Origin of the sequence: Alkalibacter mobilis (genome assembly GCF_015594845.1) — a bacterium.
In the GTDB taxonomy this organism is placed as follows: Bacteria; Bacillota; Clostridia; order Eubacteriales; family Alkalibacteraceae; genus Alkalibacter; species Alkalibacter mobilis.
Genome location: NZ_JADNRK010000013.1, coordinates 1 through 16,325, shown reverse-complemented (window position 1 = coordinate 16,325; position 16,325 = coordinate 1). Strand labels below are relative to the sequence as shown.

The following is a 16,325-nucleotide window of genomic DNA, read 5'->3' as shown; positions in this document are numbered from 1 at the left end:
TCCTCACTCAAGATAATATTGAAATCCAGCATTGTCAACTGTCAGTTTCAACAGAGTCCATGAAATGTCCATGGATTTTAAGAAGTCCGTATATTCATTTGATTGAAAGCTGCCTCTATCACATATCATAAGTATGGTTGGTCCGGATCCGCTGATATTAAAGCTTAGGGCTCCGCTTTTTAACGCCTGGTTTCTTAAAATTTCGTAATTTTTGATAAAAGACTTGCGCCTAGGTTCATGTATAAAATCCAAAGATCCTAATTTGACTCCATCGGAATCTCCATTCATTAAAGATAACAGAAGAATATTTGAATTTGCGATGTTTAAGGATACTTTTTCCAGTGGTATGTTTTTCGGTATTTTACTTCTGGATGCCTCTGTAGACACCTCGTAATCAGGTATTAAGGCATAAAAATCAAATTTTCTGGAAACGTCTATTTTTCTATAGTGGTACAGGTCATTGTTCTTGGTATTGATTGTAAGCCCGCCAAATAAGGCTGGGGATATATTGTCCGGATGCCCCTCAACTTCACAGGCCAATTGAAATATTTCATTCAAGTCAAAGGGAGAACCCAATAAAAGATTTGCTCCTGTCAGACCTGCTACGATGCATGATGCACTACTTCCCAGACCTCTTCCTGATGGGATTTCGGTTTTAAAAACAATTGATAGATCCTGGTTGTAATGTGGATCTGCATGATATTTTTGAAAAAGTAATTGAGCTGATCTGTATACAAGATTGCTGCTATTTTGGAATCTTTTTTCACAACCTTTAAAACTTGATTTTTGCGTCAGAGTTATAGTAAATTCATTATACAAACTTAATGCTATTCCAAAGACATCAAAACCAGGTCCCAGATTTGCCGAGGTCGCGGGGACTTTGATTCGGCATGTCAACGGATTTGTCATTTTAAAAGACCGCGGAGAAGATCCTTCATGTCTTCTTTTTCGCAAAAAGTGTCGTGAACATCTTTGGATTTGCACATTTCTATAAGATCATTCGGCAAGGGTATTCCAGCTTTTTTTGATAATTCAGCAATTAATTCATAGTCATCCAAATCACTTTCCCCAAAAATTGACTCATATACCGATTTGGTGAATTTATACGGACTTGCAGTAGAAAGTATTATATTTGGGGTATTGTCTTTTGCGTTTTCAACATAATCCTTGTAAACTTTATAACCTACTGCAGTATGAGTGTCCATAACATAACCAAATTTTTCGTATATTTCCTTGATGGAGTTTTCGGTTTCAGTTTCTGAGCAAAAGCCCCCATAAAATTCCTTGTCTATGTTTTCTTTCATTTTGGAGGGAACAGAATATTTTCCATCTGAAATCAAGCTTTCCATCGAATTTTTGACAAAATCATTATCAGATCCTGAAACGTGATAAAGCAATCTTTCAAAATTACTGGAAATCAGAATATCCATGGAAGGAGATGTAGTTTTGATGAAAGGCCTGTTTTTGTCGTATACTCCCGTCGAAAAGAAGTCGTATAGAACATTGTTCTCGTTGGAAGCACAAATCAATTTATTAACAGGCAAGCCCATTTGTTTGGCATAATAACCTGCAAGGATATTTCCAAAATTGCCTGTAGGTACCGTATAATTCATGGGGTCACCCATTTTAATGATTCCGTTTTTTACAGAATTTATATAAGAAACAAAATAATAGACGATTTGAGGCACCAATCTTCCAACATTTATTGAATTTGCAGATGATAGTACATAACCCATAGTTTCCAGTTCAGAGTTAAAGTTTTTATCATTGAAAATATTTTTAACTCCATTTTGAGCGTCATCAAAGTTTCCTTCTATTGCCACAACATGAACATTATCTCCCTTTTGAGTGGTCATCTGTTTTCTTTGTATTTGACTCACTCCGTTGTTTGGAAAGAAAACCACGATCCTGGTGCCTTTAACATCTGAAAACCCTTCCAGAGCCGCTTTTCCGGTATCGCCTGAAGTGGCGGTGAGTATCACGATCTCGTCTGTTATCTTCTGAATTTTTGCAGCCCCTGTTAATAAATATGGTAGTATGCTAAGAGCTACATCCTTGAATGCCAATGTAGGGCCGTGATATAATTCAAGAAAATTTAAATTCTCGAAAGATTTGACTGGGGTCACTTCCGGCGTATTGAATTTGCTGTAAGCTGACTCGATATAATTTTTTAAATCATTCTCATCAAAATCATAAAAGTATGAAGTTAAAACCTTAAGACAAATTTCATTATAAGTGCTGTTTTCCAAAGAACGAATATCTATCTTGGGAAACTCGGACGGCACGAAAAGCCCTCCATCTGAAGCAATGCCTTTTAGTATTGCTTCAGATGGTGAGACCTGTAAACCTGATCTGGTGCTAACATATTTGAACATTAAAAAACCTCCAATTTGATAATTCTTATTATTGTATTTGTATAATTTATATGATAGAATGTTTTCGTGTAAAAAACAAGTGTTTTTATTATAAACACAGAAATAATTGGGGTGATGACATGAAAGTAGCGCTTCTTGGTATGGGAACAGTCGGAACAGGCGTTTATGAAATAATAAATGAAGAAAAGGGCAATTATTTTGCCAATGCTCAAGATAAAGTAAGCATAAAGAAAATCCTTGTAAGAGATATTAATAAAAAGAGAAATCCAAAATTTGATAAAAATCTTATGACTGATTCCTTTGAAGACATAATTAATGACGATGAAATAGAAACGCTTATATTTGCCATGGGTGGCATGGAGCCTGAATTTACATTTATGAAAAAAGCCATGGAAAAAAAGAAACACGTTATTACTGCAAACAAGGCGGTAGTTTCAGAACATTTTGACACACTTTTGGATCTGGCCAATAAAAATAACATAATGTTTTTATTCGAAGCAAGTGTAGGTGGCGGAATTCCTATTATCACTTCACTAAAGGAAACTTTAAAAATCAATAGGATCGATGAAATTAAAGGCATTTTGAATGGCACATCAAATTATATCCTCAGCAAAATGGCTTCTGAAGGTAAAAACTTTGACGATGTGTTAAAACAAGCTCAAGATTTAGGGTTCGCTGAAGCAGACCCCAGTGCCGACGTAGATGGTTACGACGTTTCTCGAAAATTGGCAATATTGTCCTCAATTGCTTTTGGAAGTCATATCAAGGATGAGGATATTTACAAGCGTGGGATAAGAAACGTGTCAAAAGCTGATATGGAAATGTTTGAAAATCTGGGGTTTGTGCTTAAATATCTAGCTCATTCAAAATTGGTTGATGATTACTACTGTGCTTCAGTTGAACCAGTCCTTTTATCTTCAAAAGACATCATGAGCAACGTAAATGAAGAATTCAATATAGTCTCCATAAAAGGGAATATTATCGGAGAATTGCAGTTTTATGGAAAAGGTGCTGGGAAAAATGCTACTGCCAATGCTGTAGTTGGAGACTTGCTTTATATAATTAATAATGGGGATAAAAAAGATGAATTGGACATATCGCGAAAATTATCAAATCGCGGTCTTGAAGAGTTTGAAGGGAAGTATTACATCAGAGTCGATGTGGGAAATCACGATGATTTCAAATCAATTATAGATATGATAGATGAAGTCTCAAAAATAAAGAAAATGATGGTGGAAAAGGACAAGCTTTTTGTCATAACTGAAGAGCTGAGTGCATCAACTGTGAATTTACTGGCAGAGAAACTCGAAAAATACGGCAACTCGATTTTTTACGCTAGGATAGTAGGAAAGTAAAATAGAATGACCCCGAAAGGACAGAATACATGAAAAATTTGATAGTACAGAAATATGGTGGTACAAGTGTCGGAGACATTGACAGGATAAAGAACGTGGCAAGACGTGTCATAGAGACCAAAAAATCTGGGAAGAAAGTAGTTGTGGTAGTTTCTGCAATGGGAGACACTACTGATGATCTTGTTGAAATGGCGTATGCAATAAGCGAAAATCCTCATAAAAGAGAAATGGATATGCTTCTTTCAACAGGCGAGCAGGTTTCAATTGCCTTACTTGCTATGGCGATACAGAGTATGGACGAGGAAGTAATTTCACTCACAGGGGCACAATGTGGAATTATTACATCATCCAGGCACAGTAAAGCAAAAATTGATGAAATCAATACAGAACGTTTGGAAAAAGAACTGAATTCCGGAAAGATAGTTATAGTTGCCGGATTTCAGGGAGTCAATAAAGACATGGATATCACCACACTTGGAAGAGGAGGTTCGGACACTACTGCAGTGGCCTTGGCAGCAGCTCTACATGCTGAAAGATGCCAAATTTTTACTGATGTGGACGGTGTTTACACGGCTGATCCGAGAATAGTACCTACAGCAAAAAAAATCCATGCCATATCGTATGATGAGGTTCTGGAATTGGCAAGCTTGGGAGCCAAAGTTCTTCATCCGCGGTCGGTGGAGATGGCAGGTAAATACAATGTGCCATTGGAGGTTAAATCAAGTTTTAACAATAATGAAGGAACAATTATAGGGGAGGTAGATCTAATGGAAAAAGTACTGATAAGGGGAATATCCCTTGATGAAAATATTGCGAAAATATCTGTTATGGAGGTGCCTGACAAACCTGGAATAGCATTTAATTTATTTTCATTGCTGGCGGGAGCGGACATTCATGTGGACATGATAGTTCAGAATGTAAACAGGAATAACGTTAACGATATAACTTTTACGGTTGCCTTGGATGAATTGCAAAATGCCGTGGAAATAGCACAGAAATTCGCATTTGAAGTTGGGGCTGAAAAGGTGGAGTACGACAAAGGAGTTGCAAAATTGTCTGTAGTTGGAACTGGCGTTGTAGCAAATGCTGAAGTTGCTTCAAAATTCTTTGAAGCCTTATATGAAATCGGAGTAAATATTCAGATGATTTCCACTTCAGAAATAAAGATATCATGTATAATCGATAAAGCCTTGGGAAAAGAAGCAATGAAACATATTCATGATAAGTTCAATATGTAATTGAAGCAGCATAAAAAAACAACTTCACTCAAATGTCCTTGCCGGATTTGAGTGAAGTTGTTTTTTTAAAAAAGCTAATTTTCTGGATATATTAAATTGGAATCAGTTATGTTTGCTAGGATTTGATTGTATAAATTTGATTCTAATTTGGCAGATTCCAAGTCCATGTCTTTAAAGTTTCCACATTCAACAGGACTTGCTCCGGGTATATCTCCTTCGTATGATTCAGTGAAGGAGAAGAGTTCTTTAAGAAGTGGAACGATATTTCTCGATTCATAATCTCCTTCTAAAATCAGATAAAAACCAGTTCTGCATCCCATCGGTCCGAAATAAACTACCTTATCCTTATAATTTGCATGATTTCTGAGGAAAGTTGCTCCTAAATGTTCAAGAGCATGAATACTGCCCGTGCTCATCACACGATCCACATTGGGTTTTTTCATCCTTATATCAAATGTTGTAATTGTGACACCAGAGAAATTATCTCTCCTGGAAACGTACACTCCGGGATCAAGTTTTTCATGATCTACTGTAAAACTTTCAATTTTATTCACTATACTGGCCACCCTTCTAATAATCAATATTTTCTGTTTAGCATCCGCTTAATGACTTCCTCCAATATTCTGCTGTTTTCGTTTGATGGCAATTTTTCAATTCGCGAGAAAGCCTTGGCGGTATATTTTTTTGCAAGTAACCTGGCATCTTCAAGTCCGTGGTTTTCCATTACCATTGTGTGAATTATTTTTGTATCATCGCTGTTAAAATCTGTTGTCTCCAAGAATGATCTCAGTTTGTTCGTTTTATCATTTCTTAGTGCGTATATAACGGGCAAAGTAAGGTATCCCTGTTTCAAATCGTTCATTGTACTTTTTTTAATTGTTTTGTGGTCTGAGTAATCCAAACAATCGTCAATTATCTGGAACGCCATGCCGCATAGGTAGCCGATCTTAGTCAAATTTTTTATGTTGCCAGGATCAAGATTAGCTTGTGATGCACCAATATTGAAGCTCATTGCAAACAATGCAGCTGTTTTACCGGTTATTATTTTCAGATAATTGAAAATGTGAGTATCGTACATATATCTTAGGCTGTACTGTTTAAGTTCGCCTCTACATATCTTCAAGATTGCATTTGATAGTTTTTCCATTTCTGAACTTTTAAAATTTGAAGAAATCAATGTAAAACATTTGGCAAAAAGATAGTCTCCAATGAAGACAGCGCTGTCTTTTCCGTATTTACTCTGTACACTTTCGACACCCCTGCGAAGTTTCGCTTCATCGATTATGTCATCGTGTACCAGGGTTGCGATATGCAGCATCTCTACAACAGCTGCCAATTTAACAATATTTTCTTTATCGTAGTCTCCGAATTTGGCCGACATTATTACAAAAGCAGGTCTCAACATTTTGCCGCCCGAAGACACAGCGCTGGAAACGGCATCCGATATGAAATTATCAGCATCCTTTGTTGAATCTATGATCAACTGGTTCACTTCTTCCAGAGATGTTCCTATTTCGGGATATTCCATCCAATATTCATTCATTATTATCACCCATTAATTTTTGTAGTTAAAATGATTTTTTGACAAGTAACTAAGCAGATATTTTGACACTATACCTACAAACAGACCAGTGGGTATTGCTATTAAGAAAAGGTAAGGGAGTAAAATCAACAATCTTGTGTTTTCCAATATCAACACAGCTATTCCCAGTTGGCCCAGATTATGAAAAATTGAGCCTACAATGCTTACACTAACAAGACTCAAAGTATTTCCAAACAATTTCATAATTATATACATGGCTAATAAACTTAGTAATCCGCCAGTAATAGAATATATTATCGATGCCATGTTTCCAAATAAAAGTCCAGTCAGCAAAGTTCTTGCTACTACGATAAACAAACAACTTCTGAAATTTAATGTAGACAGGGCAAGGACAGTTGCAATATTTGCCAGACCCAGTTTAGCTCCCTGTATCGGTATGGCAGGTAGCATGGTTTCAATGTAACTTAAGATCATTGCTTGCGTTACAAGCATGGATATGTAGACAAGTTTTTTTGTTTCAATCTTCATTATATACTCCGCATTTATTCATTTGATGTGACTTCTACTATTACTTTATTGGGCAGGCATACGATCATTTCGCCCTTTTCATCGGCAGGGGAAGTATGCACACAGATTTGATCAGGACAATTTGCTTCACTTATGACAACGTGTCCCTCTTTGATTTCTACTATATTTAAGTTACCCTCATATTCAACAGTAATTTTTTCATTTGTGGTTTCATCAAAAGGGATTTCCCGATAAATTTCTCCGTTTACAGTTATTACTACCTTAAGTTCCTTGTCGGTTTGTCCGTATATATAAGATATCAGCAATCCAACCATGGCAATAATCAATATGGATCCAATAAGGATCAGATCTTTCTTTTTCATTTTTCACCTCAACATTAAGCGCCATATTTACATTTTATTAAAAATATCCTTCCCCGTAAAGAAGAAGGATATTTTTTTGGTTTTTATTCTGAATAATCGAAATACAGATAGGATTTTTTGACGATCCTGATCTTTGACCAGAGACTTTTTAGCAACGGCATCACGTAATAATCGAGACCAAAAGCGCTGCCTGAGCCTTGGAGCAAAGCAAAAGCTGCTGTAATGTACCAAATCATAGTGGAGTCTGCCATACCGGTAAAGATTATACCAATACCTATTGCAATACTTGCAGCAGAAGATATAAACGTGAATAGTCCGGCAATCAGGCAAAGTCCAATCAAAATTTCGGCAAAGACCATAATAATCTGCACAGGAACTTCGACAGGAGTCATCCAGTTGTTCATGATGTCCAACATGAATTGAGGTGCATCCATTAACGAAGCGCCGTAACCTGAAGGTTTGTGATCAACTGCCCATTGGATAATGCCCGGTATGTCGAATGCATCTGCGACAGCTTCACCACCGCCACCACCTGCACCGGAAGCAGCTGTTGTTGCTTCTGCAGCAGCACCGGAAGCAGCCGTGGTAGTTTCTGCAGCTGCGCCGGAAGCAGCTGATCCGCCGTCTCCGCCTGTGCTATAACCTGCAATAGCGTTCATAGTCGCAATAACTTTTGGTGAAGTTAGCCAACCTTCAGAAATTTTGACTACGCCTTCAACCAACCACATGTAGCCCAACCATAACCTGAGTGGCAATTTCCAAAAATTCTTGGAGGATTTGGAGAAATGACCTCCAACGAAAGAACGTTTATTCTTGATGTGAAAAAATTCATGACCCGCATAATTCCAAACTTGTCTCAACCCACCGACCATAAACTGGTAGTAGATATTTACCATGTGTTTGATAAACATGGCTATCCATCCTGAAGATTTGAAACCAACATCGGCTACGGCATATCTGGAACCAACAGAAACCATGAAACCGTGGTAGTTTTGCTTGTGAGGATGCAAATCCTTGCCCTTGAGTTGTGCTATTACATTTTCAGCTGCAGTGTGCGCCGATTGTTCGGCTGCTTCAACTATTTGTGGCATTGGCTGCTCATCTTCGGGGATGTAGCATGCGCTGTCTCCAACGATGAATACATTTCCGAGAGTTTTGCCGTCCATTGAAGGCTGCATGAATTCATTGACGCTAACTCTATCGCATCTTCCAATATCAAGACCTATGCTTGATACCAAACCAGTATTTTTTATACCGGCAGTCCAAATCAATGTATAAGTCGGTATCTTGGTTCCGTCTTTAACCGTAAAGGAATCTTCATCGATCTTGATGATGGGTGTGTTCTTTAATAATTTGATACCAAGTTTTTTATAACGCTTTTCTACCTTTTGAACTTGTGAATCACTTTCCAGCATATTTAGGATCCTGTCCATGGCTTCAATGTTCAAAATAGTGACTTCTTTTACATCAACACCATATTTCTTGGCCAGGTGGTACTTGGCTTCGCCCAATTCTCCAACCATTTCAACGCCGGTGAATCCACCGCCACAAACAGCGAAAGTGAGAAGTTTCTTTCTTTCAGCGGGATCGGTTTCGCATGAAGCTTTGGCAAACATGTTTTCAATGTGTTCACGCAGTTTTATAGCGTCCTCGTATGACCACAGGGTATGAGAATTTTCTTCGGCACCTTCGATTCCGAAGAAATTAGGCTCGTTACCGGTTCCCATAATAAGGTAATCATAATGATATACCTTCTTTGCGGATTTAAGGTTTTGATTTTTTAAATCAAATTCTTTTATGTCGTCAACTACCACGTTGACTTTTCGACCTGCAAATATTTTTTTGAGATCGATCTTTATAGAATCAGGCTCGGTCCTGTGACCTGCAACCTCATGCAACTCAGTCATGAGAGTATGAAAGTTGTGCCTGTCTATAACCGTAATTTCTACGTTTTCATCATTCTTGAAAGCCTTGTGCAGAGTTTTTGCTGCTTTTACACCAGCATAGCTTCCACCAAGAATAAGAACTTGTTTCTTAGACATGGGTTTCCTCCTTGAAATATATTATAATATGAAACAAAACACAGAAAAACTTTAGTACACGAACCAAACAGGCATTTGCACGACTATTTTCTGTACACAACTATAATATAGTATTGTTAAATAAATTTCAATATGGACGTTAAAAAAATATTGTTTTATTTTGAGAAATATTCGTATATAATTTTAACATATGAGATAAAGACGTTCTTAAAAACGTGTGGTTTATGACTAAACCCTCATATTTTAAAGAGAATTCCCTTATAATGGATATGTTAGTGCAGATTTCACCAGTCAACATAATAATTATATTATTATCAAACATCGAAAACTGTTGACGATGTCTGGCCGGGGTGTTAAAATAAAAACGAACCAGGAAATAAATTTTTTTTAAGGGGGAAAAACATGAAAAAATTATTATCAATCCTTTTGGTAGTTTTCCTAGTTGCTGCTTTTGCAGTTGGCTGTGGTGGAACTGACAATGGAGACAATGGTGACAACGGAGATAACGGCGACAACGGAAACGGTGATGCTGTAACTTACGATGATGGCGTTTACTTTGCTCAAGATGAAAAAGCAGGTGGATGGACTTACTTCGTAGTAGTTGATGTTGAAGGTGGAAAAATCACTGATGCTCATTGGGGTGGAACAAATGTAGTACCTCAAGGCAACAAGTATACTGCTTCAGTTGAAGGAAACTACAACATGGGCGGATCAGCAGAATGGTACGAGCAAGCAGATGCTGCTATTGCTTGGCTGGTTGAAAACCAAGATCCTGCTTTGTTTGATGACAAGTACACAGATGATGAAGGTCACACGGAAGCTCTCGCTACCGACGACGGAACAACTGTTTCAGTACACGTAATTGAGTTCTTTGAATTGGCAAAGAAAGCATTGGCGAGTGATCCTGTAGCTGAAGGTCCTCACGCAACTCCTGATGACCACGTTGCAACAGCAACATTGCCTGCAGAAGCTGACGGTGTTTGGGAATACAGATTGGATCTGATCGTTGTTAACGGCACTATCGTTGACTCAAGCTACAATTCATTATTTGTTGGTGAGTTTAATGAAGAAAATGCTAAATACTTTGTTGATGGCGACGAGACAAAACCTTCAAACAAAGTTGAGTTGGGCATGGACTACGGAATGGATTGGAAAGGCAACGCTGCCAACATCGATGCATTTGTAGAAGCTAACAATGGATTTGAAGTTGAGTATACTGATGACGAAGGTCACACAGATACAATAACTGGAGTATCTATACACGTTAACGAGTACGAAACGTTATATAAGGATGCTTTAGGTCTATAATTATAATCGATTAAAAGCTTCAGGTTATCCTGAAGCTTTTTTTTATGAATTTTGAGTTGATAAAATATGGGTGATGAGATATCATGTTTATCAATGTAAATATAGAGGGGTAACGAATGAAAAAAAGAATTTCAATAGTATTAATGATTTTTTTGCTCGCAGTATTCTTCATTTCCTGTTCCAATACAACGAAGAATGAAGAGCAAATCAGCAAAAACGATTTTTTGCTGGATACTGTGGTGAGCATCAAATTGTATGATGTTCCCCAAGAGGACGAAATTTTGATAGACCAGTCATTTAAATTGATAAGTGATCTTGAAAGCATACTGAGCGTCCATAAAGAAGGCAGTGATCTTTACAAATTAAAGATGAATGCAGGCAAGGCTCCGGTTGAAGTTTCTCACTATACTATGGAAGTAATCAAGAAAAGCTTGGAATATTCCATCAAGACGGACGGAAAATTTGATATAACAGCTGGTCCGCTTATAGATTTGTGGGCAATAGATCCACCCAATGGATACCTTCCAACAAATGAGGAAATAATAACAGCCGTTAGCAATATTGATTTTCGAAATTTGATAGTCGATGAAATCAACAGCACTGTATATTTGGCTGAAGAAGGCATGATAGCAAACCTTGGTGCAATAGCTAAAGGATATATTGCAGATCAGGTGAAAAGTTTCTTGATCGAAAATGATGTGGAGCATGCCATAATAAATTTGGGTGGAAATGTACTTTTGGTTGGGGACAAGCCAGATGGATCTCAGTTTAGAATTGGCGTGCAAGATCCTGATGCTGCTAGAAATACCTATATCGGCGTTTTGGTGACAAGTGACACATCAGTTGTTTCTTCAGGAGATTATGAAAGATATTTTGAAAAGGACGGGGTCAAGTATCACCATATATTAGATCCTGAAACTGGATATCCGGCAAATAATCATATTAGACAAGTCAGTATAGTTTCCGAAACTTCAGTAGATGGGGATGCTTTGTCAACAACATTGTTTTTGCTTGGATTGGATAAGGGCATAGAACTTATTAATAGCATGAATGGAGTAGAAGCCATATTTGTAACAGACGACAACAAAATTGTTGTAACGGAAGGATTACATGATAGTTTTGAATTTGACGAAACGACATATAGTGATACTTACGAAATTTTTTACCGTTAAATATACACAGTACAAAAGAATTAAAATGCAACTGGAAATTACTTTTCGGGTTGCTTTTTTAATAGGTCAGCAGATAGATGAAACTTGTAAAGATTTTTCAAAATGTAGCAAAATAAGGTGCAAACAAGTATAATGGGTTAAAACATAATTTTTTTCTATTACAAAATGGAGGCGAGTGCTCATGAAGGAGAAAATTGGATTCATCGGTTGTGGCAACATGGCTCAGGCCATGATAGGCGGACTGGTTGAATCAAATCTGATCAGCAATGAAATGATAATAGTTTCAAATCCTTTAGACGATCAATTGGATATGGTAAAGAAAAAATACAACGTAAAAACACTAAAAGACAATAACAAGCTAGTTATGGATTCTGATGTGGTGATCATTGCAGTTAAACCAAATGTGATCAACGAAGTTTTGACGCAAATCAAGGACGGACTTGATGAAAGCAAAATCTTAATCAGTATTGCAGCCGGAGTGTCGATAAAGGAAATAGAAGAAATTGTCGGATTTGATCGAAAAATAATAAGAATCATGCCAAATACACCTGTTCTAGTTGGTGAGGGCATGAGTGCGATTTGTGGTAATGCATTTTCGAATGATAAGGACTTGGCCATTGCTGAAGAAATATTCAGCAGTTTCGGAAAAATCCAGTTCATTGAAGAAAAACTTTTTGACGGGGTCACTGCTGTCAGTGGTTCATCCCCGGCTTTAATCTATATTCTTATAGAAGCTATGGCTGATGCAGCTGTCATGTCGGGATTGCATAGGGATAAAGCTTATATTTTAGCCTCTCAAGCAGTGCTGGGAAGTGCAAAGATGGTTTTGGAAACGGAGTGTCATCCAGGCAAATTGAAAGACAATGTATGTTCACCTGCTGGAACAACGATAGAGATGGTGGCTAAATTGGAAGAAAAAGGTTTTAGAAATTCTGTGATATCAGCTTTGAATGCAGCCGCTGAAAAGTCGTGTTTAATGACAAAAAAATAAATTGTTGCAGATGTAGGATGTGTCAAATAGTTACATTCATATTTTCATAAAAATTTATAATTGAAACCCATATAAATAAAAGGTTTGAACGATTTATATGATATAATGAAATCGAGGAATTGGTGTTTTGATGAAAAAAATTGCAGTTATATTCATGTTTTTGATTTGCGCCATGTCCAGTGTTTATGCAAATGAAGTTGTCGTCGACACTTATGAATCCCAAGATGGGATAGAAATCATAAGTTATGTGGAAAATTGGAAAGGCGACAAGTTGATAGAAGTTTACGAAGAGCTTCTTAAAAACAAGCACGGCGATGAAATCGAATATTTAGATAGAGTCAACCTTTATCCAGGGGAGAGTCCCAACGGCAACGAAGAAGGCATTTACTTTTATACTCTAAAAAAGTTGAAACTACTGGGAAGTACGTCCATTGAAATGGAAAAAGGAAGCCACATAGATATTTACAATATGAACGAAAAAAATAAAGTTGAAGACTTTGCGCGAGTTCTTTCCCATGAGTATGGTCATCATTTTACCATTTATTATCTGGCTAAAAACGACAAAAATTTCTTTATTGACTGGACTAAGAGTGACTTTTACAAAGTTAGACAGGGTGGAGTTTACGAACAAATGGAATCTGGAAGCGGAGTAGACCATAAATGGCTTATCGAAGAAATTTGTGCTGAGGATTACGTACAAATTTACGGATCCTTAACGGGGAAAATCCCTGTTGACGTTTTCGATATCGAGGATAAACGAAATATGAATGTTCTTGAAGAAGATCAATCCTATACGTCAAGTGCTTATAACATTATTCCTCAGGAGAATATGGAAATAGGATTGGCTGCCGAAAATCCTAATGTTTTAAATTACTGGAGCGATCTTTCGGGTATAGCACCTGATGTCGAAATCTATTCTATTCCTGAAATTACCTTGGGGTCACGCAATGAATATGAAAGAGGCTACTACAGTCAAATCATAAGTTGGACTGGCAGTTATACCGAATATGGAGATGAAGCTAAAGCATACACCTTGGTGGCATTTGATAAATCCGGCAAATGGTTTTTGCCTATTAAGACAGTATACAAGGGTGAAGCAAAAGAAGCGGTTGTTGGAACCGTAATGGTTCAAGACAACGGAAGAAAAAAGTATTATACCGATACATTTTTAGGTGAAGATCTTAAATTGGCCGTGGTTGCTGTCGGCAATCGCGGAGAGGCTGTTTCTTCAGGTGATTATGTGTTCAACGCTGAAGACGGGGTTCTTTCATTTGAGGGGCAGGAAGATCTGGAGATTGTATATTCTGAAATGGAAATCAAAACTGAAAAAGGGATACAAGAATGGATTATTGAGTTTTTGGACGGCATCATGTACAGGTTTTTCAATTTGTTGGAAAAAATCAAGTAAGTATGAGCAATTATAAATTAGGGGGATTATTATGAGTGTAAAAATCAAAGATGTGGCAAGAGAGGCAAATGTATCAGTAGCAACTGTATCAAGAGTGTTAAACAACATACCTTTAGTAAACGATGAAACTAAAAAACGAGTTCTTGATGCCATAGAAAAAACTGGGTATAAGCCGAATGCCATAGCCAGAAGTTTGAAAATGCGAAAAACCAATACTTTTGGGATTATGATACCAGATATTTCCAGGCCTTATTACACACAAGTCGTAAGAGGCGTAGAGGATGTTTGCAATATATACGATTACAATATAATTTTGTGCAATACAGACTCGGATCCTGGCAAAGAAGAGAAGTATTTTGACGTATTTATTGAAAAACAATGTGACGGAATATTATATATAGGAAAAGGTTTGAATCAGGCACTAGTCAATAAGATACAGTCCACTAGAGTTCCTGTAGTTTTAGGGGCGGTAAACGATATAATGGGGCGATATTACAGTGTGGCAATAAATAATGAGCAGGCATCTTACGATATTACTAGGCATTTGATCGAAAATGGACACAAGAGCATAGCTTTTTTCACAGATGATGACGAAACTTCTTTTGTTGCACAGGAGAGGAAAAAAGGTTTCTTAAAGGCATTGAAAAAGTTTGGTCTTAAAGAGAATCCTATCTATGAACTCAAAGGCAAGTACAGCATTAAAGGTGGTTACGATCTTATGGAAGAGTTGCTCACAAATACTGAATTGCCAACCGCTGTGGTAGCATTAAATGATGAGATGGCATTAGGAGCCATCAGAAAACTTGAAGATGTGGGGATGAATGTGCCTGAAGACATGAGTGTTGTCGGATTCAACAATTTCCAGCTTTCCGAATGGTTGAAACCAGGCATAACTACCGTAGCTCAACCGATGTATGACATTGGAGCAATTTGCGCGAGAATTTTGATCAAGATAATCAATAATTCTAAAATTGATGAAAAGAATGTAATTGTTCCTCATGAACTTATTATTAGAGAGTCTGTGAAAGATATTAGGTAATGATTCCAAAAGAATTATCCGACACCTGTTCAATTTTAAGAAAATTATAGAAAAGAGGCGTTGACATGCAAGTGGTGGAAAAAATATCTGAGATACTGCAATTGATGGTGGCAAATCCAAACAAAAAATTATGGAGAGCAACAGAAATCAGCAATGAACTCAATATGAATATTTCAACTATACATAGATTGTTGCAGGCTTTAAGGAAAACGGGTTTTGTAAATCAAGACTCAACCAGCAAATTATACTCACTTGGTATCAATCTTATTTATTATGCTGAAATCGTACGCGAGATGAATCTTCCAGGAATGATCGTTTACCCTGCCGTTCAGCAACTGTTCGACTATACAGGCGAGACCACATTTCTTACTATTAAAGAAGGTGATACCTGTGTAGTGATTGAAAGGATAAACAGCCATCACGATTTGAGAATTGTCAAACAAATTGGAGATACGAAGGTGCTGGGGGCGGGAGCCTGCGGGAAAATCATACTTGCAAACCTGCCGGAAGAGATCAAAAGAAGAATAATCTGTTATTGTGAAGACCAAGAAGCATGCAATATTGCATTGGATAAGGCAAAAATCGATGGTTATATGGTCGAGTATGTAAAAGACATTGATAGTACCATCATATCTGCTCCCATTTTTTCCGAACAGAGAAATGTAATTGCCAGCCTCTCCGTAGCTATTCCACAGAGTAGAGTTGATGAGGGAAAAATAAACGATATAATTCTAAAAATAAAAGAAATAAGTAGTGATTTTAGCGGCAAAAGATGATAAAATATCTCTACACCTCTCTCAAGAGGCAGGTTTTTCAACGAATTCTTTAGGTTCGTAAAAAAGATTAAAAAAGTTGATAAAACCTGTTGACAGGGTGGGTGGTGATGCGTATAATAGTAAGAGTCGCCAAGAGAGACAGCGAGAAACACTCGGCAGCGACAGAGCAAGAAAAGAGATCTTTGAAA

Annotated in this window: 15 protein-coding genes; 8 read left to right on the top strand and 7 right to left on the bottom strand. The window is 37.3% G+C overall.

Annotation, left to right across the window (positions count from 1 at the left end):
* Positions 1-3: 3 nt before the first annotated feature.
* Both thrB and thrC read right to left on the bottom strand, forming a co-directional pair.
* Complete coding sequence (gene thrB / locus IWB18_RS07855; RefSeq protein WP_195683074.1) at positions 4-909, bottom strand: homoserine kinase; 906 nt, start codon at positions 907-909, stop codon at positions 4-6.
* Positions 906-2,375, bottom strand: coding sequence for a threonine synthase (gene thrC, locus IWB18_RS07850; protein WP_195683073.1), 1,470 nt, complete (start codon positions 2,373-2,375; stop codon positions 906-908). Before thrC ends, thrB begins: the two co-directional genes overlap by 4 nt.
* A gap of 119 nt (positions 2,376-2,494) precedes the next feature.
* On the opposite strand from thrC, the gene IWB18_RS07845 reads away from it, so the two are divergent.
* A complete protein-coding gene (locus IWB18_RS07845; protein WP_195683072.1) occupies positions 2,495-3,730 on the top strand; it encodes a homoserine dehydrogenase in 1,236 nt (411 codons plus the stop codon).
* Positions 3,731-3,759: 29 nt separating this feature from the next.
* Positions 3,760-4,968, top strand: coding sequence for an aspartate kinase (locus IWB18_RS07840; RefSeq protein ID WP_195683071.1), 1,209 nt, complete (start codon positions 3,760-3,762; stop codon positions 4,966-4,968).
* Between the two features lie 74 nt (positions 4,969-5,042).
* On the opposite strand, the gene IWB18_RS07835 is transcribed toward IWB18_RS07840, so the two are convergent.
* The 5 genes from IWB18_RS07835 to IWB18_RS07815 all read right to left on the bottom strand — a co-directional run bounded on the left by IWB18_RS07835 (position 5,043) and on the right by IWB18_RS07815 (position 9,443).
* Positions 5,043-5,522 (bottom strand): S-ribosylhomocysteine lyase, encoded by a 480-nt coding sequence (locus tag IWB18_RS07835; RefSeq protein WP_195683070.1) that lies wholly within the window; start codon positions 5,520-5,522, stop codon positions 5,043-5,045.
* A gap of 23 nt (positions 5,523-5,545) precedes the next feature.
* Positions 5,546-6,511, bottom strand: coding sequence for a polyprenyl synthetase family protein (locus IWB18_RS07830; RefSeq protein ID WP_195683069.1), 966 nt, complete (start codon positions 6,509-6,511; stop codon positions 5,546-5,548).
* Between the two features lie 12 nt (positions 6,512-6,523).
* On the bottom strand, positions 6,524-7,039 hold the full coding sequence (locus IWB18_RS07825) for a Gx transporter family protein (protein ID WP_195683068.1): 516 nt from the start codon (positions 7,037-7,039) through the stop codon (positions 6,524-6,526).
* A 14-nt stretch (positions 7,040-7,053) separates the two neighbouring features.
* Positions 7,054-7,401, bottom strand: a complete 348-nt coding sequence (locus IWB18_RS07820) for a NusG domain II-containing protein (protein WP_195683067.1) — start codon at positions 7,399-7,401, stop codon at positions 7,054-7,056.
* 83 nt (positions 7,402-7,484) lie between these two features.
* Positions 7,485-9,443 (bottom strand): NAD(P)/FAD-dependent oxidoreductase, encoded by a 1,959-nt coding sequence (locus IWB18_RS07815; RefSeq protein WP_195683066.1) that lies wholly within the window; start codon positions 9,441-9,443, stop codon positions 7,485-7,487.
* A gap of 402 nt (positions 9,444-9,845) precedes the next feature.
* Here IWB18_RS07815 and IWB18_RS07810 point away from each other — a divergent pair, with 402 nt between their 5' ends.
* The 6 genes from IWB18_RS07810 (at position 9,846) to IWB18_RS07785 (ending at position 16,137) form a co-directional block, all read left to right on the top strand.
* Positions 9,846-10,751 (top strand): hypothetical protein, encoded by a 906-nt coding sequence (locus IWB18_RS07810; protein ID WP_195683065.1) that lies wholly within the window; start codon positions 9,846-9,848, stop codon positions 10,749-10,751.
* A gap of 116 nt (positions 10,752-10,867) precedes the next feature.
* Complete coding sequence (locus IWB18_RS07805) at positions 10,868-11,923, top strand: FAD:protein FMN transferase (protein ID WP_195683064.1); 1,056 nt, start codon at positions 10,868-10,870, stop codon at positions 11,921-11,923.
* 181 nt (positions 11,924-12,104) lie between these two features.
* Positions 12,105-12,914 carry a pyrroline-5-carboxylate reductase gene (gene proC / locus IWB18_RS07800; RefSeq protein WP_195683063.1) on the top strand — a complete coding sequence of 270 codons (810 nt, stop codon included), beginning with the start codon at positions 12,105-12,107 and terminating at the stop codon, positions 12,912-12,914.
* Between the two features lie 130 nt (positions 12,915-13,044).
* A complete protein-coding gene (locus IWB18_RS07795) occupies positions 13,045-14,322 on the top strand; it encodes a hypothetical protein (protein ID WP_195683062.1) in 1,278 nt (425 codons plus the stop codon).
* A gap of 31 nt (positions 14,323-14,353) precedes the next feature.
* Entirely contained in the window at positions 14,354-15,361 is a 1,008-nt protein-coding gene (locus IWB18_RS07790) for a LacI family DNA-binding transcriptional regulator (RefSeq protein WP_195683061.1), read from the top strand.
* Positions 15,362-15,426: 65 nt separating this feature from the next.
* Positions 15,427-16,137 (top strand): IclR family transcriptional regulator, encoded by a 711-nt coding sequence (locus IWB18_RS07785; RefSeq protein ID WP_195683060.1) that lies wholly within the window; start codon positions 15,427-15,429, stop codon positions 16,135-16,137.
* Positions 16,138-16,325 lie beyond the last annotated feature (188 nt).